The sequence below is a fragment of the Arthrobacter sp. APC 3897 genome (assembly GCF_030407495.1).
Taxonomy (GTDB): Bacteria; Actinomycetota; Actinomycetes; order Actinomycetales; family Micrococcaceae; genus Arthrobacter_B.
Genome location: NZ_JASDDG010000003.1, coordinates 39,053 through 60,106 on the forward strand (window position 1 = coordinate 39,053; position 21,054 = coordinate 60,106).

The window sequence follows — 21,054 nt, forward strand, 5'->3', positions numbered from 1 at the left end:
AAACCGGACGGCCGCCCCGAAGGGCAGTCCGCGGAATACACTTGCCAGATGAGCACGGACCGGCGCAGCACCAAACACGGAGCAGGGAATCCCGCCGGTGCCGCGGCTGCCCGGGAGGACCCGCCAACGGCGCATCCGGATGCTTCGGACAGCACGGCCGGGACGCTGGAACGGGCGTCCAATAATGAGGGGCTGAATGTCCTCGCCCGGGCGGGCTTTGCCGTAATGGCCCTGCTCCACATCCTGATTGGTTTCATTGCCCTGCGCCTGGCGCTGGGCGGGTACGGCGACGCGGACACCGGCGGCGCCCTGGGCCCGCTGGCTGCCTCTGCGGCCGGACCGTTCCTCATGTGGGGCGGCTGCGCGGCATGTGCGTCCCTGGCTTTGTGGCAGCTGGGTGAGGCAACGGTCCGGGTCCGCCGCAAATCCACAGGCGAGCGCTGGTCCAAAGCGGTGTCCTCAGGGTCGCTGGTCCTTATCTACGGCAGTGTGGCCCTGACCTTCGCCTCGTTTGCCCGCGGCCGCGGCAGGGACTCCGGCGACTCGACGGCATCGTTCAGCACGGCGGTCCTTGCCTCCCCCGCCGGGATGCCGGCGCTGATCGCCGTCGGCCTGCTGATCCTGGGCATTGGAATCTATTTCATCTACAAGGGCGCCAGGCGCAATTTCCGCACCGAACTGCGGCATTTCGCCGGCACCAAACGCGGGCAGGTCATCGACCTGCTGGGACTCACCGGCCACATCGCCAAGGGCATTTCGCTGATCCTCGCCGGCGGACTGTTTGTCCTGGCGGCAGTCCACGACACCCCCGCAGAGTCCACCGGCCTGGACGGCAGCCTCAAACGCCTCCTGGAAACTCCCGCAGGGCCGCCCATTGTGGCAGTCATAGCCGTCGGCCTGATCTTTTACGGACTCTTCGCCCTGGTCAGGTCCCGTTACGGCCGGATGTAACGGGACCCGTCCCGGGCGGCTCAGCCGATCTGTCCCTCCTCCAGCAGTTCCGTGACGAGCGCGGCAATAGGCGAGCGCTCGGAGCGGGTCAGCGTGATGTGGCCAAACAGCGGATGCCCCTTAAGCGTCTCGACGACGGCGGCCACCCCGTCGTGGCGTCCCACCCGCAGGTTGTCGCGCTGCGCGACATCGTGGGTGAGGACCACGCGCGAGTTCTGGCCAATCCGGGACAGCACCGTCAGGAGCACGTTCTTTTCCAGTGACTGCGCCTCATCCACGATGACAAAGGAATCATGCAGGGAACGGCCGCGGATGTGGGTCAGGGGAAGCACTTCCAGCATGTCCCGGTCCAGGACCTCCTCCAGCACCTCCTTGGACACCAGCGCCTCGAGCGTGTCGAACACGGCCTGGCCCCACGGCCCCATCTTGTCCGCCTCCGTGCCGGGCAGGTAGCCCAGCTCCTGGCCGCCGACGGCGTAGAGCGGGCGGAAGACCACCACTTTGCGGTGCTCCCGCCGCTCCAGCACGGCTTCCAGCCCGGCGCACAGGGCCAGGGCGGATTTGCCCGTCCCTGCGCGGCCGCCGAGCGACACAATTCCCACCTCCGGGTCCATCAGCAGGTCGATTGCCAGCCGCTGCTCGGCTGAACGCCCGTGCAGGCCAAACACGTCCCGGTCCCCGCGGACCAGCCGCACCAGCTTATCGGCCCCCACCCGTCCCAGGCCCGATCCGCGGCCGGAGAGCAGGACCACCCCGGTGTTCACCGGCAGTTCGGCTGCTGCGGGAATGAACACGGGCCGGTGATCGTACAGGCCGTCCACATCGGCGTCGGCAACATCCAGTTCCACGACGCCGGTCCAGCCCGTGTCACGGACCAGGTCGCTGCGGTACTCGTCGGTTTTCAGTCCCATGGCGGAGGCCTTGACCCGCATGGGCAGGTCCTTGGAGACGACAGTGACGTTCCGCCCCTCGTCGGCCAGGTTCCGGGCCACGGCGAGGATGCGGCTGTCATTGTCGGTTCCGCGGATGCCGGCCGGAAGGACGTCCACTGACACATGGTTCAGTTCCACGCGCAGGATGCCGCCGGAATCGCCCAGCGGAACGGGCTCGCTCAGCCCTCCGTGCTCAATCCGCAGATCATCCAGAAGGCGCAGGGCCGCCCGCGCGAAATAGCCCAGTTCAGGGTCATGGCGTTTTTTCTCCAGTTCGGTAATGACGACCAGCGGAACAATCACTTCATGTTCGGCGAAACGCAGGATGGCCTTGGGGTCTGAGAGCAGGACCGAGGTATCGAGCACATAACCGGCCTGGTCGCCGTCGGGAGCGGTTCGCGGAGAGGAAGAAAGGGCCACGGAGACTCCAGTCAGGGGCAGCGCCCCGGATAGCTGGGCGGGGAGGTCCGCAGGCCGGGGAAAGGCCGGGCTGCGGCCTTTCTGCAACACTCCTGTTGAGCATCCGGCCTCCGGTTCCATCAGCGGGTCGCTGATCAATAGCACCAAGGTACGCCGAAGGGGTACCGGGCCACAGCAGGACACGGCCCGGTTTTTACCTGCCAACCCGGAGTTAATCTGCTGTTCACACAGCGGCGCCCGCGGCGGGTCCGCACCCGGGAACCCGGCCCGGGCCGGGAAGGGCACTCAGGAACCGAAGCGGCGCTGCCGGTTGGCGTAGTCACGCAGGGCGCGCAGGAAATCCACCCGCCGGAAGTCCGGCCAGAGTGCTTCGCAGAAATAGAACTCGCTGTACGCGCTTTGCCACATCAGGAACCCGGAGAGCCGCTGCTCGCCCGAGGTGCGGATCACCAGTTCCGGATCCGGCTGGCCGCGGGTGTAGAGATACTCCGAAATCTGCGTATCGCACAGTCCCTCGGTGATCTCCTCGATCGACTTGCCGTGGGCGGCGGCGTCATGCAGCAGTTCCTTGACCGCGTCCACAATCTCCCGGCGTCCGCCGTAGCCGATGGCGACATTGACGTGCAGCCCGTCCGCCCCGCGGGTGCTGGCCCCCAGGGCGTTCAGCTTTTCGGCGAGGTTGGCGGGGAGGATGTCCAGGGCTCCGACGGCGTTGACCCGCAGATCCCCCTTCTCCCCCAGCCGGTCCAGAGTGTTGCCAATGATGTCCAGGAGCGGATCGAGTTCATCAGGGTTCCGGTTCAGGTTGTCGGTGGAGAGCATGTACAGCGTCACCCTGCGCACCCCCAGTTCCTGGCACCACCCAAGGAACTCCAGGATCTTGTCCGCACCTGCCTGGTGGCCGTCCGCTGTGGGTGCACCTGCCAGTTTTGCCCATCGCCGGTTGCCGTCCACCATGACGCCAATATGCTCGGGGATGCGGTCCTGGCTGAGGCTTCGGCGCAGCTTGCGTTCATAGAAGGCATACACAACGCCCGGGAACCTCATGCGGAGCTGCACCTGCCTGTCCTGTCCTGCGGGAAGAGAAACGTCTCCGCGGATGTGGGAGGCGCACTAAAAAGTGTATTCCTAAAAAACCGGGAACAGTTTCGGCGGCTCGGCCGGCCGGCAAAATATCCCCGCACTGCCAGGCGGTCCGGCAGCAGGCCGCAGTCCCTCCGGGGCTGTCCGGCGGCCCCCGCCGGCCCGTAACCTACCGGATCGTAGGCTAGGATTTTCTCCATGACATCTTCATCGTCGTCCGCTCCGCCGGAGCATAATCCCAGCTCCCGCAAGGCTCCCGGACCGGTTGAATCCGCCGTGGAACGCGCCGCGGACATTTTGGAGATCAAGCCGAAATTCCGGGGCTGGCTGCATGCCGGAGCCACGCCGTTTGTCCTGGCCGCCGGCATCATCCTTATCTGCCTGGCACCCACCACCGGAACCCGCATCGCCTCCGCGGTGTATGCGCTGACCGGAGTGCTGCTGTTTGGCGTGTCAGCCGTGTACCACCGCGGCAGCTGGTCGCCCAAGGTCAAAATCGTCCTCAAGCGGCTGGACCACACCAACATCATGCTGGTCATTGCGGGATCCTATACTCCCCTGGCCTGGTCCCTGCTGCCGCCGGAGAAGGCCAAGGTCCTGTTGTGGTTCATCTGGTGCGGAGCTTTGGCAGGGGTACTGTTCCGGCTGCTGTGGCTGCACGCACCGCGCTGGGTTTACACCCCGGCCTATATTGCCCTGGGCCTGGCGGCGCTGATCTACATCCCGGATTTCTTCAGGATCAATCCAGCAGCGGCCGTGCTGGTCATAGCGGGCGGGGTCATGTACATAGCCGGTGCCGTCATTTACGCCCTGAAGAAACCCAACCCCTCACTGGACTGGTTCGGTTTCCACGAGGTTTTCCATGCCTTCACCCTGGCGGGGTTCGCCTGCCATTACGCCGCCATTCTGATGGCAGTGCTGTCAGTGGGCGCTTCGGGCTGACCGGCTTCACCCGCCGGTTAGTCCGTGAGCAGTGCCTGCAGTTCGGCAGCTGAGCTGACCGGCCGGCGGCAGACCATCCCCCGGCACAGATAAGCCACCGCAGGCGCGTCGCCGGGGTCCCGTCCTTCCAGCAGCGGAACCCGTGTCTCGAAGCCGCTGCCCGCAGGCCCGGGTTCCGCGATCCGCCGCGCAATCACCAGGCCCGGCCCGCCGGCGTCGCGCGCCGTCCGCAGCAGTTTCCCCACGGCCGCAGCATCCGTCCCGGCAACCGCCAGTTCCCGGGGACCGTCCAGCAGGAACTGCAGCACCGACATGGCCCATCCGGCGGCCTGCGGCGCCTGGGCGCCCACCACTTCAACGTATTTCAGGAGCCACTGCGCCAGCGCCCGGTGCCGCAGCGAACCCGAATACGCGGAGTACGTCAGCAGGACACCCGCGAAGAGGGCAGCACCGCTGGGGGTGGGCCCGTCCAGCGGGTCGGCGGCGGCCTGCGCTCCCTGGGCGTTGACCAGCTCATTGGGCCGGACGGCGGTGTCCTGCAGCACGCCGGCCGTTAGGAAACGGTTTTCCGCGGCCAGGACCAGGGACTCCGCCTCGGTGTACCAGCGCTCGTTGCCGGTGGCGGCGTAGAGCGTGAACAGTCCTTCGGCCACCCCGGCGTAGTCCTCCAGCAGACCCTCAATCCCCTGGGCGTGCCCGTCATGGGAGACCCGCCGCAGTGTGGAACCGGCCCGGTGCACGCGCAGCAGATAGGACGCGGCGTCCTCGGCGGCACGGCGGATGCGTTCGGCTTCCCGGTCCTGCCCGGCATCAGCGAGCACGACGGCGGCGGAGGCCAGCCCCGCTACGGCCAGCCCGTTCCACCCGGCCACCACTTTGTCATCGCGTTCGGGCTGCGGGCGGAGGTTTCGCGCCGCCGCCAGGGACGGCCGGTGCCGAAGCCACAGTTCCTCCTCGGCAGCGCTCAGCGGGCGGCCGAAGTGCAGGGTGCTGCCGGTGCCTCCATGGGCTGCCATGTCCCCGGATTCCAGGTCCAGCAGGGCCAGCACGGCCTGCGCCTGCCCGGGATCCAGAACCTCCCGCACCTGCTCCGGAGTCCATATGTAGGTGCCGCCCTCTATCCGGTGTCCCTGGATCAGGGTGTCCGCGTCCAGGGACGAAGCAAAGCCGCCTTCCGCCACCCGCAGCCGTCGGATCATCCAGTCAGCGGTTTCCCTGGTGACCCGCAGCGCCAGCCGGCGGTCGCCGTCGTCGCCGGCTGTCCGTGCCCACTGCGCATACAGCGCAAGCAGCTGCACATTGTCATAGAGCATCTTTTCGAAGTGCGGCACGGCCCAGCGGCGGTCCACTGCGTACCGGGCAAAGCCGCCCTCCAGCTGGTCATACAGTGCGCTTCGGGCCATCGCTCCCAGGGTCCGGTCCGCCAGGGCCCCGGCTTCGGCTGCCGTGGGACCCCCGGCGGCGGCGTGCGCCAGCAGGAAGCGCAGGACAGTGGACGGCGGAAACTTGGGTGCTCCGCCAAAACCGCCGAACTGACGGTCCTCAAGACCTGCCAGCGTCTCAACGGCTGCGGAGAGAGTATGCTGCGCCGCCGCCGCAGCGTCTCCTGTGCCGGGTCCGGTATCCAGGACCGGTCCGAGCAGCCGCCGGTTCCCCTGCTGGGCAGAGGCGAGGTGCGCCGCCAGCCGGGCAGCGCTCTCCCGGACCTCGCCGGGACGGTCCTTCCACGCGGAGGCCACCGCTTCCAGGACGTCCCGGAAGGACGGCATTGACTGGACCGGCCGGGGCGGGAAGTAGGTTCCCGCGTAAAAGGTCCGGCCGTCGGGGAGGGTGAAGACGCTCATGGGCCATCCGCCCTGCCCCGTCATGGCCTGGGTGGCCGCCATGTACACGGCGTCCACATCCGGCCGCTCCTCGCGGTCCACCTTGACGGAGACGAAGTTCTCATTCAGATAGGCCGCGGTGACGGGATCTTCAAAGGATTCGTGTGCCATGACGTGGCACCAGTGGCAGGCGGCGTAGCCCACCGAGATGAAGACAGGGACGTTCCGGCGCCGGGCCTCGGAAAAGGCCTCATCTCCGAACGGCCACCAATCCACGGGGTTGCCGGCATGCTGGCGCAGATAGGCCGAAGCCTCTCCCTGCAGTCTGCCGGCCATGGGGTGCTCCTAGCCTCGCTTGTGGTAACCCGGGGTGGTGCCTGACCCGTCAACCGGGGTGGTTGAAGCCGCTGTCCCGTCGGTTGCACCCGCCCTGCCGGCTTCCGCGGCCTTCACATCTTCGGTGCTGGGGATGAATACATCGGTGCCAACACCGGTAAGTGCCTGCTCGCGGTAGCGGACCCGGCGGATGCGCTTCACCATGTCACGGATGAGGAACACCACTGCCAGTGCCAGGAAGAGCGTCGCCAGAAAGCCGAGCAGGCCCGGGGTGACATCAGCAATGCTCAGCCCGGTTTTCAGCTCGCCGTCCTCCGGGCCGGGGGGAACGGTCAGGGGCAGGCTGTACAGGAAGTTCACGGTGATTCTCTCTCTTGGCAGCGGACGGCTGTGCGCCGTCCCTGCCCTCTATCGTAGGCCAGCGAACAGATCCGTTTCAGGAACCGTGGTGTCCACCCTGGACATGATCAGCGAATAATCTTCCCAGGGCCAAATCCTGCGCTGCGTCTCGGCATCAACCACGAAGAAGAATCCGTCGGGGTCAACCTGGGTGCGGTGGCTCTTGAGTGCCCGGTCCCGGGTCTCAAAATAGTCTCCGCACGGGATCTGCGTGGTGGTCGGGTGGGTTGGAACCGGCAGCTGGTGGCCCTCGGCGTCGGCTTCCTGCCAGGCGGCAATGCGCTCGGCGTAGGGCGAGTCCACGCCTGCTTCCACCAAGGCATTGTGCAGTGCAGTGAAACGTTCCGGATTGAAGGCGCGGTCGTAATACAGCTTCAGCGGCTCCCAGGGTTCGCCCGTGCCCGGATACCGGTCAGGATCCCCGGCAGCGTTAAAGGCCTCCACGGCCACCTTGTGGGCCATGATGTGGTCCGGGTGCGGGTAACCGCCGTTCTCGTCGTAGCTGATGATGACGTGCGGGCGGAACTCCCGCACCAGCTTGACCAGGGGTGCCGCGGCCTGCTCGAGCGGCTCCAGCGCGAAGCATCCGAAGGGCAGGTCAGGCAGCGGGTCCCCTTCCGGAAGCCCGGAGTCCATGAATCCCAGCCAGCGGTGCTGCACGTTCAGCTCACGCTGCGCATTGGCCATTTCCGTCCGGCGGAGCCCGGCAAGGTCGCGCTTCGCTGCAGCGTTGTCCTCGAGTGCGGGATTGAGCACACTGCCGCGCTCACCGCCGGTGCAGGTGGCTACCATAACCTCCACGCCCCGGGCCGCGTAGAACGCCATCATGGCCGCGCCCTTGCTCGCTTCGTCATCCGGATGAGCATGCACGGCGAGCAGCCGCAGCGGTTCCCGGCGGCTGGAATCATCAAGCGGGGCGGTGGGCACGAAGCATCTCCTGAGAAGGTAGGCGAAAAGTAGACGGGGAAAGTCGGATAAAATGAAGCGGTGAGCACTGAGGAAGGTCCTGTCAAGCAGCCCGCCCCCGAGCAGACCCCGGATGATTCTCCGTCCGCAACAAGATTAGCCAATCGTTACGGTGCACCCAAGCCGGGATGGTCCCGCCGGACCAAGACCATTGCCGGCGGCGCGGCCGTCCTGCTGGCGTGCGGAGCCGCCGCCCTCATGGCGATGCCTTCCCCGCGCGGCGAAGTGAGTTTCAAGGATGTGGGCTTCAGCATTGCCGATGCCACCCATGCCAGCGTTGACTTCCAAGTCACCAAAGACCCCGAAGACAGCGCGTCCTGCGCCGTTCAGGTCCTCAGCGAGAGCTACGCCGTGGTGGGGTGGAAGCAGATCACCATCGGTCCGTCCGAGCAGGCAACCACCGGGCACCGGCTGGACATCCGGACCGATTCGCTGGGCGTAACTGGCGGAGTCAACGCCTGCTGGCTCCTCGACGAGTAGCGCTTAAAACACGCTCTGGGCGTAACTCTGCCCGGCCCTTCCTGCCTTTTCCGCCGCGGTCTCTTCCTTTTCAACGCTGCCGCGTTCGGTGTCCGGCGGAGTGCAGGTTTGGCCGGTTCCGGCAAATTTAACCGGTTCTTGGGTAATTCGCTTTGGCTGACTAGTATGGACCCTACGTTATGCCCCGCCAGGTGATCATCCCAGTGAACGGTCACCGCCCGGCGGGGTTCTTGCTTGTCAGGCCGTTCCGGCCCGGAAGCAAATTCAGCCTGCCGAACCAGATGTAGTGGTTTGGTTTCACTTTTAAGGAGAGACCCGTGTCTACCAACAGCGCACCCGCCGCTTGGCTCACTCAGGAGTCTTATGACCGCCTGAAGGCGGAACTGGATCACCTGTCCGGCCCCGGCCGCACGGAAATCGTTGCCCGTATTGAGCAGGCACGTTCCGAGGGCGATTTGAAGGAGAACGGCGGGTACCACGCAGCTAAGGAAGAGCAGGGCAAGGCTGAGGCCCGGATCCGCCAGCTGACGCAGCTCCTGGAAACCGCCCACGTGGGCGAGGCTCCGGCGGATGACGGCGTGGTTGAACCCGGCATGCTGGTGGAAGCCAAGGTAGCCGGCGACGTGGAAACCTTCCTGCTGGGAAGCCGTGAAATTGCCGGCGACTCGGACATCAATGTGTACAGCGAGAAGTCGCCGCTGGGCGCCGCGATCCAGGGCATGAAGGCAGGCGACAGCGTCACCTACAAGGCCCCGAACGGCAAGGACATCTCGGTGGAGATCATCTCGGCCAAGCCTTACGCCGGCTAGTTTTTCTGCATGCGCTAGAGCGGGTCTTCCCAACGGGAAGGCCCGCTTTTGCTTATCCGCCTGTTCTGCCTGCCGCGGCTGAGCAGCACCGCTGCCAGCACACCGCCGGCGGCACCGAAGAGGTGCGCCTGCCAGGACACCCCAACGTTCACCGGCAGCACACCCCAAAGCAGGGAACCGTAGATGAGGAACAGCACTCCGGCCAGCAGCAGCTGCAGGATGTCCCGGTTGTAGATTCCGCGGACCATCAGGTAGGCGAACAAACCAAAGACAACCCCTGAGATCCCCACGGTCAGCCCGCCGCCGAAGAGCCAGACGCCCAGTCCGGACGTCAGCCACGACGAGGCGATCACCACGGCATACCGCCGCACGCCTTCCAGCAGCGTCAGGAAGGAAAAGACCACCAGGGGCAGTGTGTTTCCCAGCAGGTGGTTGATGCCGGCATGCAGCAGCGGGCCGAACAGGATCCCGTCCAGCCCCTCCAGCCGCCGCGGCAGGACTCCGAATTCCCGCAGGGAGGACGGGCCTATCAGCAGGGCAACGAAATAGCACAGCCACAGGAGTGCAGCCAGGCCGAGGGATATGAACAGGGCCGTCCTGGCCCGCTTGGCGAGCACCGCCTACCCGTGCAGCACTATGGGCTGGAAGCCGGAGGCACGCAGGTTGTTCAGCACCAGTTCACAGTGCTCGTGCCCCTTGGTTTCCATGTTGATGGTGATGGCCACATCCCCCATGCTGATGGAGCCGCCCACCCGCGTGTGGTCGACGCCGGTGACGTTGGCATCTGATTCGGCAATGATCCGGGAAATGGTGGCCAGCGAACCGGGACGGTCATCCAGCAGGATCCGCACCACCAGGTACCGGCCGGCGGCAGCGAGACCGCGCTGGATCACTTTGAGCATCAGCATCGGGTCGATGTTGCCGCCGGAGAGGACGACGGCGGTGTTGCCGGGGTTTTCAATTTTGCCGTCCATCAGCGCGGCCACACCCACGGCGCCGGCCGGCTCCACCACCATCTTGGCGCGTTCCAGCAGGAAGATCAGGGCCCGTGCCAGCGAGTCTTCGCTGACGGTTACCACGTCATCCACCAGCTCCTTGATGATGGAGAAGGGCAGCTGGCCCGGGCGCCCGACGGCGATGCCGTCGGCGATCGTGGAAACTTTGGTCAACGGGACCAGGGCATCGGCGGCCAGCGACGGCGGATAGGCAGCGGCGTTTTCGGCCTGGACTCCGATGATGCGTACTTCCCGGCCCAGTTCCTTCGCCCGCGCCTTGATGGCGACGGCGACGCCGGCCAGCAGCCCGCCGCCCCCCACTCCCATCAGCACGGTATCCAGATTGGGGATCTGCTCCAGCAGTTCCAGGCCGATGGTTCCCTGCCCGGCAACTACGTCCACGTTGTCGAACGGGTGCACAAAAACGGCGCCGGTCTCATCCGAATACCGCTTGGCTTCCGCCAGCGCTTCATCCACGTTGTGGCCGTGCAGCACCACCTCCGCACCGTGGCTCTGCGTGGCAGCCAGCTTCGGCAGTGCAACACCCAGCGGCATGAAGATCCGTGCCTTGATACCCAGCCGCGCAGCCGCAACGGCCACACCCTGAGCGTGGTTGCCGGCGGACGCTGCCACCACTCCCCGGTCCCGGTCCGCAGGTGACAGCTTCGCCATCCGGACATACGCGCCGCGGACCTTGAATGACCCGGCCCGCTGCAGGTTTTCACACTTGAAGTAGACGTTGGAGCCGGTTTGGCGGCCCAGCGCCCGGGAGACCTCAATGGGAGTGCGGGCAATAACCCCGTCCAGCAGTTTGGCGGCTGCCTGGATGTCGTCCAGTGTTACGGGCAGGTCGGGCAGATCGGTCACGGTTGTTTCTCTTCTTCTGCGTTGTCTTCCAACGCCTCAGTGGATCCATTGGTTCTTGGCACCGGCCCGCCCGCAGCCCCAAAGACGGGGTCTGAGGCCAGCGCCGGGTCCTGTTCCCATCCGCGGGAGGCGATGTAGCGCACCACCGTGTTAAGGATGGCCAGCAGCGGAACAGAAAACAGGGCTCCGGGGATGCCGGCGGCGAGGGTGCCGCCGGTAACGGCAAGGATGACGGCCAGGGGATGCAGTGCAACCGCGCGGCCCATGATCAGCGGTTGCAGGATGTGGGATTCCAGCTGCTGCACAAGCAGCACAATGCCCAGCATGATCAGCGCGTTGACCCAGCCGTTGGCCACGAGGGCCAGCAGCACAGCCACGAATCCTGTGACAACGGCACCCAGGAGGGGAACAAAGGAGCCCAGGAACACCAGGACCGAGAGCGGCAGGGCCAGCGGCACTCCGATGATGGCGGCGCCAACGCCAATGCCGACGGCGTCGATGAACGCCACCAGCAACTGGACCCGGACATAGTTGACCATGGATTCCCAGCCGTGCAGTCCGGCACCGTATCCGGCCGGGCGGGCGCGCCGCGGCAGCAGCCCGGTCACAAAGCGCCAGATCCGGCGGCCGTCCAGCAGGAAGAAGACCAGGGCGAAGAGGGTCAGGAGCACGCCCGCGGCGAAGTGCCCGGCTCCGGTGCCGACGGACAGCGCCCCGGAAAGGATGTTGGCGGAGTTCGATTGGAGCGCGTTGGTGGCCTCGCCCAGCAGGGAGTCCATCTGGGTTGTGGTGATCTTGAGCGGCCCGTCGGCGAGCCACTGCTGAACCTGGTCCACCCCGGCCAGGGTCTCATCCCACAGGTCACGGAACCCCAGCGCCAGCTGCCGGCCCACCAGGGTCAGGGCGGCCACGATCAGGCCCAGGAAGGTGACAATGGTGACGGCCACGGCCAGGCCGCCGGGCACCTTGTTGCGCCGCAGCCACTCGGACACCGGAGAAAGCAGACCGGCCAGCAGACCGGCGATCATCAGGGGAATGAGGAGCAGGGAGAAATCACGCAGCACCCAGATGAGGCCGCCGGCAACGATGAGGACAACGCCCAGGCGCCACGCCCATGCAGCACTGACACGCAGCGCGTACGGGACGTCGTCGTTTCCCCGGCTGGAACGGACTGCCGCAGCCTGCACCGCTTTGGGCGCGGCAATGCTGCGTGCGTGAGGTCTCATGGGGTCATCTTTCCACACTCGGGCACTGTTGTTCCCACCTTTACGTGCGCCTCTCAGCCGCCTGCTCCGGGCCGGATTCCCCACTCTGCGGCGAAGGTGTTTCCGGGCTCAAGCCAGCGCAGCCCTTCCCCGGAGTTCAGCGCGTTGGCCGGGGCTGTCATGGGCTCCAGGGCAACGGCCCGGGACCGCCCGGGAAGCTGGTCGGTGAGGAAAACATGGACGTAGCCAAATTCCGGACCGCTCCACAGCGTGACGCTCCTGCCGTCCGGCGCGGCCAGGCAGTGCCGGTGCTCCCCGTGCGCCGGCTCCAGTCCGGTGAAGGCGCTGTCCAGGGCCTGGTCTCCGATCCGGCGCCCGGTCCGGAAGTCATACTCCCCCGCCACGGGTTCCCGTCCCACGGGGATCAGACGTTCGTCGGCTGTGATCCTCGTGTCCGCAGCCACGGTGAGCGTCAGGTCTTCCACCGGCACCGAACCGATCCGCAGGAACGGATGGGCACCCAGGGCAAACGGCGCCCGCTGCCGACCCGCGTTGGTGAGGCTTTGGCGCACCCGCAGGCCGCCGTCGTCGTCCAGGCTGTAGGTGGCCTCATGGATGAGGTGAAACGGATAGCCGTGCTGGGGGAAGATCTCCGCCTGCAGGGTCACGCTGCTCTCCCCTGCCGTGCCGGCGGGCGCCAGGTATCCGGTGTTGCGGAGAAGTCCGTGGCTGGCGTTGCCCCGGGACGGCTCCGTGATGTCCAGCTGCTGGGTCTTGCCGTCCAGTTCCCATGTACCCCCGGCCACCCGGTTGGGCCAGGGCGCCAGCAGGATGCCGCAGGCCGACGGCGGGAGGGAGTCATCCGGGTAGGTTTCCACATACCCGGTGCCGTCAACGGTGTAGCTGCGCAAGGCACCGGCCAGGGACGCGATGCAGGCTTCGGCCCGGCCCGCCGGAGTTCGGCGGCTGATCTGATACTGCGTACCGGTGGCGGGCCGGACCGCTCCGGCCATGGCGGGAGAATTCATCAAATAAGCGTACAGCCGCTCACTCTTCGAAATGAGTGCTGACCCGATCCGATACCACCGCGACGACGCCGGCGGCAATGTCCCGAACCTTGACGTTGCGGCTGTTGGATACTCCGCGCAGGATCTCGACGGCCCTCTGCTGGCTGCAGTTGTTCTGTCCCATGATGATTCCGGCGGCAAGATCCACCACGGTCCTGGACTCCAGGGCCGCCTGCAGGTTCTCCGCGCGGTGTGCCCGGGCATCCAGGCGCAGCGCCAGGGCCACTGCGGTTGCAGCCTCCGCAGCCGCACGCTCCACGGCACGGACCGCCGCCTGCCCAAGGGCTGCAGGGTGGTCCGAATACACGGAGAGCATTGTTCCTCCGGGTCCGGCTGAAGGAACCGGAACGGAGGCAAGGGCTGCCGCCTGCGCTAACGCGCCGGACCCGGAATCTGCAGCTGGCCGCGCGGCAGCCGGCACCCCGGGTCCGCTGCCTGCGTGGACCGTCTGCCGCCGCGGCCGCACCACCGTAATGGATACGCCGGAGATGTCCCATTCCGCCAAGTGGCAGGCAAGGTCACGGGCCAGCGCGGTCAGGAAACCCTCGAGTGCAGGATGCTCCAGCAGCAGTTCCTGGAGACGCACAGGAGACAACTCCGTTGCAGCAGGCTCTGTCACTGTGGTCCCTCCCCTTGGCACCTGGATCCTTCGGCGAGCCACAGCCTACGGTCCGGTGCCGGAGGTGCACAGGGTGATGGCCGTCTTTTTACTGCGAACGGCGAATTCACTCCTCCCGGGACGGCGGAGGGTTGAACGGCAGCGGTTAAATGACGGTGGCCGGCAGGTCACTGCCTGCCGGCCACCGTCGATGATTCGCCATCTCTCCGGACGGGCCGGAGAGCAGCGCTTCGTTAGTCGTCGCCGCGAAGAATGGCGAGGATGCGGATGATTTCCACGTACAGCCAGACCAGGGTTACAGTCAGGCCGAAGGCAGCGGTCCAGGAATAGCGCACCGGAGCGCCGGCCTGCACGCCCTGCTCGATGGAGGTGAAGTCCATGATCAGGGAGAACGCGGCCAGGCCAACGGCGAACAGGCCGATGATGATGCCCAGCGGGATGCCGGCAATTTCCATGCCGCGCACGCCCCAGGGGTCGTCTACGGCACCGAAGATCATCAGGCCAACGTTGACCAGGGAGAACACGGCGTAGCCGATCATCGCGATCATGAAGAAGCGCATGGCCTTGGGCGTGGCGCGGACCTTGCCGCTCTTGAAGAGCACCAGGGTCACGGCGAAGACGGAGAGCGTACCAAGGACGGCCTGCAGACCGATGCCCGGGAACATGTTGTCCAGTACCAGGGTCAGTCCGCCGAGGAACAGGCCCTCGAGTGCTGCGTAGGCCAGGATCAGCGCCGGGGCGGGTTCACGCTTGAAGGAGTTCACCAGGCCCAGGACGAAGCCGCCGAGGGCGCCGACGATCATGAGCGGTGCAGCCGCACCGGGAAGCACCAGCATGGGAATGGCAGCGCCAACCAGCACCACCGCCAGGCAGGCGAGTGTCTTCATGATCACGTCATCGTAGGTCATCCGGCCCGTCTGGGAGGGACCCGCGGAGGGAGCGGTGTACAGCTCCTGCAACTGCTCCGGCGTCATTTGTCCATGGGGCTGGGTGGCCAGGGAACCCTGGTTCATCCGACCGCCGCGAACCTGGGAATTGAAATTCTTTCCGTTAAATACCGGATTACCGCCAAGTGCCATGAAATGTCCTCCATCTGGGGGGCTGTTTACCTAGAGCCTACCAATGTCAACGGTTACCGGGCACTGAAGATTCCCCCGCAGCGGAGTGAGCCGGGATAACAGTTCCGCATACCCGGCCGCTTTCCGGCCCCCGGCACTGGTGTTCCGGAGCCTCGCTTCGAAGTCGTTACCTGATCGCGACATTCGGGCCGGGCCAAACGTCACTGCCTGAAACATTCTGTGGGTAGCATGATCCCCAGTCCGTGACAGACGTCACAATCAGATCCGCCTAAGTGCCGGTTTCTCGGTGCGCACGGCCTGCGCGTGGAGGTTTTCGAATTTGCTAAGAACATCGGCGCTGACCAGGTATCTGGGGATGCTGGCGGCGGTGGCGGCGGTGTTCGCCGCCCTGCTGTTCTCCGCTCCTGCCGTCCACGCAACAACAACCACACCCGCACCCTCGCCGTCGGGGAGCACATCCGCAACTGCTGAAGGCCAGGATCCCGATGGGCCAACGAACGGTTCTGAATACAGTGACCGGATTAGCGGCGTCCTCCGCAATGCCGGCGTTCCCCTCGAGGGAGTAAAGATCACCGCCACCGGTAACGGCTATGAGGGCGAGACCCTGACCGCAGCGAACGGCTCCTGGTCCATCGGCGTTCCCGAACAGGGCGCGTTTGAAGTGGAGCTGGACGAATCCACGCTTCCGGACGGTGTTGCACTGGCTGAAAACCAGCAGAACCCGCGCACTGTCACCTTCGCCGGAACCTCGAACATCACCACGCTGTTCCTCCTCGGCGAAGGCATCGTCCTGCAGCAGGACAGCTTCCTTTCCACACTCACCGAGCGCGCCGTGGCAGGCCTGAGCTTCGGAATGCTCCTGGCACTGAGCGCCGTGGGACTGTCCCTCATCTTCGGCACCACCGGCCTGACCAACTTCTCCCACGGCGAGATGGTTACCCTGGGCGCGGTCCTGGCCTTCGGTTTCTCCGCACTGGGCCTCTCAGCCTGGCTGGCGCTGCCCCTCGCTGTCCTCGGCGGGGCGGCATTCGGCTACCTGCAGGACGGGGTGCTGTGGAAACCGCTGCGGCGGCGCGGCACCGGCCTGGTACCGATGATGATTGTCAGCATCGGTTTGGCGGTAGCCGTCCGCTACACCGTGCTCTTCTTCTTCGGCGGCGCCATGCAGCAGCTGCCCGGAGCGCAGAGCCCCACGCTCGAGTTCGGACCCATCTCCATCCCCCGGAACACCCTGATCTCCCTGTTTGTTTCGCTGGCAGTCATCCTGATCATCGCTGTGCTCCTGCTGCGCACCCGGATCGGCAAGGCTACCCGGGCCGTTGCGGACAACCCGTCCCTGGCCGCGGCATCCGGCATCGACGTGGACCGGGTGATCCGCCTGGTTTGGGTTACCGGCGGCGCCCTGGCCGCCATGGGCGGCATCCTCTGGGCCTACTACCGCCCCGGAGTTTCCTTCAACATGGGCCAGCAGATCCTGCTGCTGATCTTCGCCGGCGTGACCCTTGGTGGCCTCGGCACGGTCTTCGGCGCTCTGGTCGGCTCCGTCATTGTGGGGCTCTTCGTGGAAATCTCCACAATCTGGCTGGATGCGGACCTCAAGTATGTGGGTGCCCTGGTCATCATGATTCTTGTCCTCCTCGTCCGGCCGCAGGGAATCCTCGGCCGCCGCGAGCGCATAGGTTAGGGGCTTAGCAGCGATGGACTTTGCAAATATTTTTCTGGGGGCTCTCAACGAGATCATCAGCCCCACGACGGCTGCCTATGCTCTGGCAGCCCTTGGACTCGCGGTGCATTTCGGCTATACGGGGCTCCTGAACTTCGGGCAGGCCGGTTTCATGGCTGTGGGCGCCTACGGATTCGCTGTCCCTATCCTGTCCTTCAACGCCCCGCTGCCGGTTGCGGTGCTGATCGCGCTGGGGGCGTCCGCCGTTTTCGCCGTCATCCTGGGCATCCCCACTCTCCGCCTGCGCGCCGATTATCTGGCCATCGTGACGATCGCCGCCGCGGAAATCATCCGTTACATTGTCACCACCAACAGCATGACGGCGGTCACCGGGTCAGCCAACGGGCTGTCCGCCTTCACCGGAGATTTCTACGCCCTGAACCCCATTCCGCCGGGAAGCTACAACCTGGGACCGTTTGCCATGAATGAACGCGATGTGTGGGTCCGTATTGTCGCCTGGGCCCTGGTCATCGTTGCCTGCCTGCTGGTATGGATGCTGATCCGCAGCCCGTGGGGCCGCGTGGTGAAGGGCATCCGCGAGGATGAGAACGCCGTCCGGGCGCTGGGCAAAAACGTCTACGCGTACAAGATGCAGGCCCTGATCCTCGGCGGCCTGCTGGGCTCCATCGCAGGCATAGTCTTCACCCTCCCCCGTGACGCGGTCCAGCCGGCCAACTACGGCACCGAGCTGACCTTCTACCTCTACACCGCCCTGCTGCTGGGCGGTATGTCCACGGTGCTGGGTCCCGTGATCGGTGCCATGCTGTTCTGGGTCCTGCTGTCCCTGACCCAGGGCCTCCTCTACGGAGCGATCGAAGCCGGCTACATCACGTTCATTGACACTTCCCAGGCAGGGCAGGTCCGCTACATCCTTGTGGGTGTGACACTGATGCTGCTGATGATCTTCAGGCCCCAGGGCATCCTGGGTAATAAGAAGGAGCTGGCGTTCGCATGAGTTCCCAGGCAAACGAACCGCAGCGCGGGGAGCGTTCCGGCGGCGCGCACGCCGCTGAACCGGCAGACGGACCCGCGGCCAATGAATACATGACAGACAGCCGCCCCATCACCGAGGGCGCAGTGGAACCGGGGTGCCGCAAGCGTGATCCCATCCTGGTGGCACGCAACGTCACCCGGACCTACGGCGGAATCAATGCCGTGGACGTGGCGCACGTGGAGATTCCGCGGCACAAGATCACGGCCCTGATCGGCCCCAACGGCGCCGGCAAAACCACGCTGTTCAACCTGCTCACCGGGTTCGATACGCCGCAGTCCGGGGACTGGCAGTTTGAGGGCCGGGACCTGGCCGGGGTGTCCGCCTATAAAGTGGCCCGGCTGGGGATGGTGCGCACCTTCCAGCTGACCAAGGTCATGGGCAAGCTCACCGTAATTGAGAACATGCGTCTGGGCGCCTCGTCCCAGCCCGGCGAGTCGCTGTGGCGGGCATTCTTCCCGCCGCTGTGGCGCGGCCGTGAACGGGAGATCACCCGGCAGGCTGACGCCCTGCTGGCCAAATTCAAGCTGGATGCCAAACGCAGCGACTACGCCGCGTCCCTCTCCGGCGGCCAGCGGAAACTGCTGGAGATGGCGCGGGCCCTGATGGTCAACCCGAAACTGGTCATGCTGGACGAACCGATGGCCGGCGTAAACCCGGCGCTGACGCAGTCGCTGCTGGATCACATCAAGAACCTCAAGGCCGAGGGCATGACCGTTCTCTTTGTGGAACATGACATGCACATGGTCCGCCACATCGCCGACTGGGTCATCGTCATGGCGGAAGGCAAGGTGGTTGCCGAAGGTCCGCCGGATGTGGTCATGAAGGACCAGGCTGTCATCGACGCCTATCTGGGGGCACACCACGACGTGGATCTGGGCGATTCCGAGGGCTTTGAGAAGCTTGAGGCGGAGCTGGAACATGACCCCGAATCTTCGGTGGGAACCGAGCCTGACGGTGTTGTCGGCAGGCGTATTGACGAACGGAAGGGACAGGCATGAGCGCCGATGAGTTCGAGGGCGATTCCGTCGTCAAGGTGACCGATCTGGTGGCCGGTTACATCCCGGGCGTGAACATCCTCAACGGATGCAGCATAGAGGCCCGCCGCGGCGAGCTGATCGGGATTATCGGTCCCAACGGCGCCGGCAAATCGACCCTGCTCAAGGCCATGTTCGGGCTGGTCAAGGTGCATTCGGGAAATGTTGTGGTCCGCGGCCAGGACATCACCGGGCTGAAGGCCAACAAACTGGTCAGCCGCGGCGTTGGGTTCGTGCCGCAGAACAACAACGTGTTTCCGTCCCTGACCATTGAAGAGAACCTGCAGATGGGCCTGTTCCAGGCACCAAAACGCTTCGCCGAACGGTTTGATTTCGTCTCGACGCTGTTCCCGGAACTTCGTCAGCGGCGGGCCCAGCGCGCAGGCTCCCTCTCCGGCGGTGAACGCCAGATGGTGGCCATGGGCCGGGCACTGATGATGGAACCGGCAGTGCTGCTGCTGGATGAGCCGTCCGCCGGGTTGTCCCCCGTGAAGCAGGACGAAGCGTTTTTGCGGGTTCATGAGATCAACCGCGCCGGCGTTTCGGTGATCATGGTGGAACAGAACGCACGCCGGTGCCTGCAGATCTGCGACCGCGCCTACGTCCTGGACCAGGGCAAGGACGCCTATACGGGCACCGGCCGGGAGCTCATGAAGGATCCCAAGGTCATCCAGCTCTACCTCGGAACCCTCGCCGACACAGCCTGAGCCTGACACCGCCCGAGCCTGACGTCAGCGCTGCAGCCGCCAAAGGCAATCCCCCAAACCAAAAGCAACCCCCGCCGGTCCGACCGGCGGGGGTTGCCTTATGCGGTGCTGAAGAAGGGGGTTAGAGCTTGCCCTCTTCGGAACGGCTCGGCACCGGCTTGTTGTCGGCGTCGAACTGGTAGATACCGATGAACGCTTCGGTCGGGTCACCGTTCTCATCGAAGGTCACCGGTCCTGAGTAACCGTCGTAGTCGATGTCACCGCCCTCCCGCAGGATGGTGACGCAGCCTGCATAGTCGAAGCACTTCTCGCCGTCGGCGGAGACGCCCTGCAGCTCGGCTGCAATGGCGGTGCCCTCGGTGCTGCCTGCGGCCTCAGCGGCCAGTGCCGTCATGGTGACGGCGTCGTAGCTCTCACCGGCATAGGACCAGTCCTTCAGGGCCGGATCAATCTCCAGCAGGGATTCCTTGAAGTTGTCCGAGGCGAACGGGCCCGGGATGGTTCCCTGGGCGCCTTCGAGGGTTCCCGGGTCAAGATCCCCGCTGTAGTCCGAGGTGTTGCCGTCCACGAAAAACAGCTGCGCGGGGTCAATGCCCTTGGCAGTCAGGAGGGGAACAATGCTCGTAGCCTGCTGGAAGCTGATGACCACAATGGCGTCCGGATCAGTGGCAGCGACGGCGTCAACCTGGCTGCTGAACTGGGAGTCACCTTCGTTGAACATCTCTTCTGCGATGATCTGGCCGCCGGCGGACTCCACCGAGCTGCGGATATTGGTGGCCAGCCCGGTGCCGTAGGCATCGTTGAGGACAATCATGCCCACGGTCTGCGCGCCGCAGTTAATGATGTAGTTGCCGAGGGTGCGTCCCTGCAGGACGTCCGAGGGTGCGGTCCGCCAGTACAGTCCGTTGTCATCCCAGGTCGTGAAGTCAGGGGACGTGTTGGCCGGGGAGAACTGAATGACGCCGGCCCCGGTGATCTGTCCGATGACGGTCTTGGAAACCCCGGAGGACGCCGCACCGATGATCGCGCTCACGTCCTGGCTGAGCAGGTTCGTCACGGACTGGGTGGCAATGTCGGTCTGGGTATCGCCGGAGTCGCGGTGGATGATTTCCACCGGCTGGCCGAGGACGCCGCCTGCCGCGTTGATTTCCTCGACGGCGAGGTTGGTGCCCGCAATTTCCGGCGGGCCAAGGAACGCGAGCTCACCGGTGGTAGGCAGAAGGGTGCCGATTTTCAGTGGAGCGTCGGTAGTGACGGTGCTGGCGGGAACGGCTGATGGATCACCCTTCTCCCCCGGATCCGTCCCCTTGCCGCCTTCGTTTTCCGGGCAGGAAACGGCGCCGGCGGCGTCAGCGGAGGAGGACGACGGCGCTGCCGATTCATTCGATTCGGTCCCCGAGTCTCCCCCGCTGCAGCCGGAAGCAAACAGCGCAAAACCGAGCCCCAGCGCCGCGATCTTGGCCGCCCGGCTGTAACCTTCCAGGCCGGGGCGGCCCGTGGTGCGTAGTGCAGTCATAGATAATCTCCCAGATCGAAAGGCGGAGGCCTTTGATGCCGTTGTCAGGTGTTCCTGATCTAGGAGAAAAGCTAGTTGAATAATGAGTCAAAGATAAGAGTTTAGGG

20 protein-coding genes are annotated in these 21,054 nt (G+C 65.4%); 8 read left to right on the top strand and 12 right to left on the bottom strand.

The window, feature by feature from the left end:
• The first annotated feature begins 48 nt into the window (after positions 1–48).
• Positions 49–951 (top strand): DUF1206 domain-containing protein, encoded by a 903-nt coding sequence (locus QMA10_RS02415; RefSeq protein ID WP_290165818.1) that lies wholly within the window; start codon positions 49–51, stop codon positions 949–951.
• Positions 952–971: 20 nt separating this feature from the next.
• Here the strand turns inward: QMA10_RS02415 and QMA10_RS02420 are convergent, their stop codons facing one another.
• Together QMA10_RS02420 and QMA10_RS02425 are read right to left on the bottom strand one after the other, a co-directional pair.
• A complete protein-coding gene (locus QMA10_RS02420; RefSeq protein WP_290166097.1) occupies positions 972–2,423 on the bottom strand; it encodes a PhoH family protein in 1,452 nt (483 codons plus the stop codon).
• Positions 2,424–2,588: 165 nt separating this feature from the next.
• Positions 2,589–3,350, bottom strand: coding sequence for an isoprenyl transferase (locus QMA10_RS02425; RefSeq protein WP_290165819.1), 762 nt, complete (start codon positions 3,348–3,350; stop codon positions 2,589–2,591).
• Positions 3,351–3,584: 234 nt separating this feature from the next.
• Here QMA10_RS02425 and QMA10_RS02430 point away from each other — a divergent pair, with 234 nt between their 5' ends.
• Positions 3,585–4,328, top strand: coding sequence for a hemolysin III family protein (locus QMA10_RS02430; RefSeq protein ID WP_290165822.1), 744 nt, complete (start codon positions 3,585–3,587; stop codon positions 4,326–4,328).
• A 17-nt stretch (positions 4,329–4,345) separates the two neighbouring features.
• On the opposite strand, the gene QMA10_RS02435 is transcribed toward QMA10_RS02430, so the two are convergent.
• The 3 genes from QMA10_RS02435 to mca are packed head-to-tail and all read right to left on the bottom strand — an operon-like array spanning position 4,346 to position 7,813.
• Positions 4,346–6,487: a thioredoxin domain-containing protein gene (locus tag QMA10_RS02435; protein WP_290165824.1), complete on the bottom strand. Its 2,142-nt coding sequence runs from the start codon at positions 6,485–6,487 to the stop codon at positions 4,346–4,348.
• A gap of 9 nt (positions 6,488–6,496) precedes the next feature.
• Complete coding sequence (locus tag QMA10_RS02440) at positions 6,497–6,847, bottom strand: hypothetical protein (RefSeq protein WP_290165826.1); 351 nt, start codon at positions 6,845–6,847, stop codon at positions 6,497–6,499.
• Positions 6,848–6,895: 48 nt separating this feature from the next.
• Positions 6,896–7,813: a mycothiol conjugate amidase Mca gene (mca, locus tag QMA10_RS02445; RefSeq protein WP_290165828.1), complete on the bottom strand. Its 918-nt coding sequence runs from the start codon at positions 7,811–7,813 to the stop codon at positions 6,896–6,898.
• Positions 7,814–7,873: 60 nt separating this feature from the next.
• On the opposite strand from mca, the gene QMA10_RS02450 reads away from it, so the two are divergent.
• Both QMA10_RS02450 and greA read left to right on the top strand, forming a co-directional pair.
• A complete protein-coding gene (locus QMA10_RS02450) occupies positions 7,874–8,332 on the top strand; it encodes a DUF4307 domain-containing protein (protein ID WP_290165830.1) in 459 nt (152 codons plus the stop codon).
• Positions 8,333–8,649: 317 nt separating this feature from the next.
• Positions 8,650–9,141, top strand: coding sequence for a transcription elongation factor GreA (gene greA, locus QMA10_RS02455; RefSeq protein ID WP_290165832.1), 492 nt, complete (start codon positions 8,650–8,652; stop codon positions 9,139–9,141).
• A gap of 14 nt (positions 9,142–9,155) precedes the next feature.
• Here greA and QMA10_RS02460 read toward each other — a convergent pair whose 3' ends face one another.
• The 6 genes from QMA10_RS02460 to QMA10_RS02485 all read right to left on the bottom strand — a co-directional run bounded on the left by QMA10_RS02460 (position 9,156) and on the right by QMA10_RS02485 (position 14,973).
• Complete coding sequence (locus QMA10_RS02460; protein WP_290165834.1) at positions 9,156–9,758, bottom strand: rhomboid family intramembrane serine protease; 603 nt, start codon at positions 9,756–9,758, stop codon at positions 9,156–9,158.
• Between the two features lie 3 nt (positions 9,759–9,761).
• Positions 9,762–11,003 carry a threonine ammonia-lyase gene (gene ilvA / locus QMA10_RS02465; RefSeq protein ID WP_290165836.1) on the bottom strand — a complete coding sequence of 414 codons (1,242 nt, stop codon included), beginning with the start codon at positions 11,001–11,003 and terminating at the stop codon, positions 9,762–9,764.
• Positions 11,000–12,229: an AI-2E family transporter gene (locus QMA10_RS02470; RefSeq protein ID WP_290165838.1), complete on the bottom strand. Its 1,230-nt coding sequence runs from the start codon at positions 12,227–12,229 to the stop codon at positions 11,000–11,002. Before QMA10_RS02470 ends, ilvA begins: the two co-directional genes overlap by 4 nt.
• A 53-nt stretch (positions 12,230–12,282) precedes the next feature.
• A complete protein-coding gene (locus QMA10_RS02475) occupies positions 12,283–13,236 on the bottom strand; it encodes an aldose 1-epimerase family protein (RefSeq protein WP_290165840.1) in 954 nt (317 codons plus the stop codon).
• Positions 13,237–13,255: 19 nt separating this feature from the next.
• Positions 13,256–13,861 carry an ANTAR domain-containing protein gene (locus tag QMA10_RS02480; RefSeq protein WP_290165842.1) on the bottom strand — a complete coding sequence of 202 codons (606 nt, stop codon included), beginning with the start codon at positions 13,859–13,861 and terminating at the stop codon, positions 13,256–13,258.
• A gap of 266 nt (positions 13,862–14,127) precedes the next feature.
• Positions 14,128–14,973, bottom strand: a complete 846-nt coding sequence (locus QMA10_RS02485) for a Bax inhibitor-1/YccA family protein (RefSeq protein WP_290165844.1) — start codon at positions 14,971–14,973, stop codon at positions 14,128–14,130.
• Positions 14,974–15,328: 355 nt separating this feature from the next.
• Here QMA10_RS02485 and QMA10_RS02490 point away from each other — a divergent pair, with 355 nt between their 5' ends.
• The 4 genes from QMA10_RS02490 to QMA10_RS02505 all read left to right on the top strand — a co-directional run bounded on the left by QMA10_RS02490 (position 15,329) and on the right by QMA10_RS02505 (position 19,431).
• The gene (locus QMA10_RS02490; protein ID WP_290166099.1) at positions 15,329–16,657 is read left to right on the top strand and encodes a branched-chain amino acid ABC transporter permease; all 1,329 of its coding nucleotides are present in this window, start codon (positions 15,329–15,331) and stop codon (positions 16,655–16,657) included.
• A 13-nt stretch (positions 16,658–16,670) separates the two neighbouring features.
• Positions 16,671–17,651 carry a branched-chain amino acid ABC transporter permease gene (locus tag QMA10_RS02495; RefSeq protein WP_290165846.1) on the top strand — a complete coding sequence of 327 codons (981 nt, stop codon included), beginning with the start codon at positions 16,671–16,673 and terminating at the stop codon, positions 17,649–17,651.
• 89 nt (positions 17,652–17,740) lie between these two features.
• Positions 17,741–18,688 (top strand): ABC transporter ATP-binding protein, encoded by a 948-nt coding sequence (locus QMA10_RS02500; protein WP_290166101.1) that lies wholly within the window; start codon positions 17,741–17,743, stop codon positions 18,686–18,688.
• Positions 18,685–19,431 (top strand): ABC transporter ATP-binding protein, encoded by a 747-nt coding sequence (locus QMA10_RS02505; protein ID WP_290165848.1) that lies wholly within the window; start codon positions 18,685–18,687, stop codon positions 19,429–19,431. The genes QMA10_RS02500 and QMA10_RS02505 overlap by 4 nt, the downstream gene beginning before the upstream one ends.
• 121 nt (positions 19,432–19,552) lie before the next feature.
• On the opposite strand, the gene QMA10_RS02510 is transcribed toward QMA10_RS02505, so the two are convergent.
• On the bottom strand, positions 19,553–20,947 hold the full coding sequence (locus tag QMA10_RS02510; RefSeq protein WP_290165850.1) for an ABC transporter substrate-binding protein: 1,395 nt from the start codon (positions 20,945–20,947) through the stop codon (positions 19,553–19,555).
• Positions 20,948–21,054 lie beyond the last annotated feature (107 nt).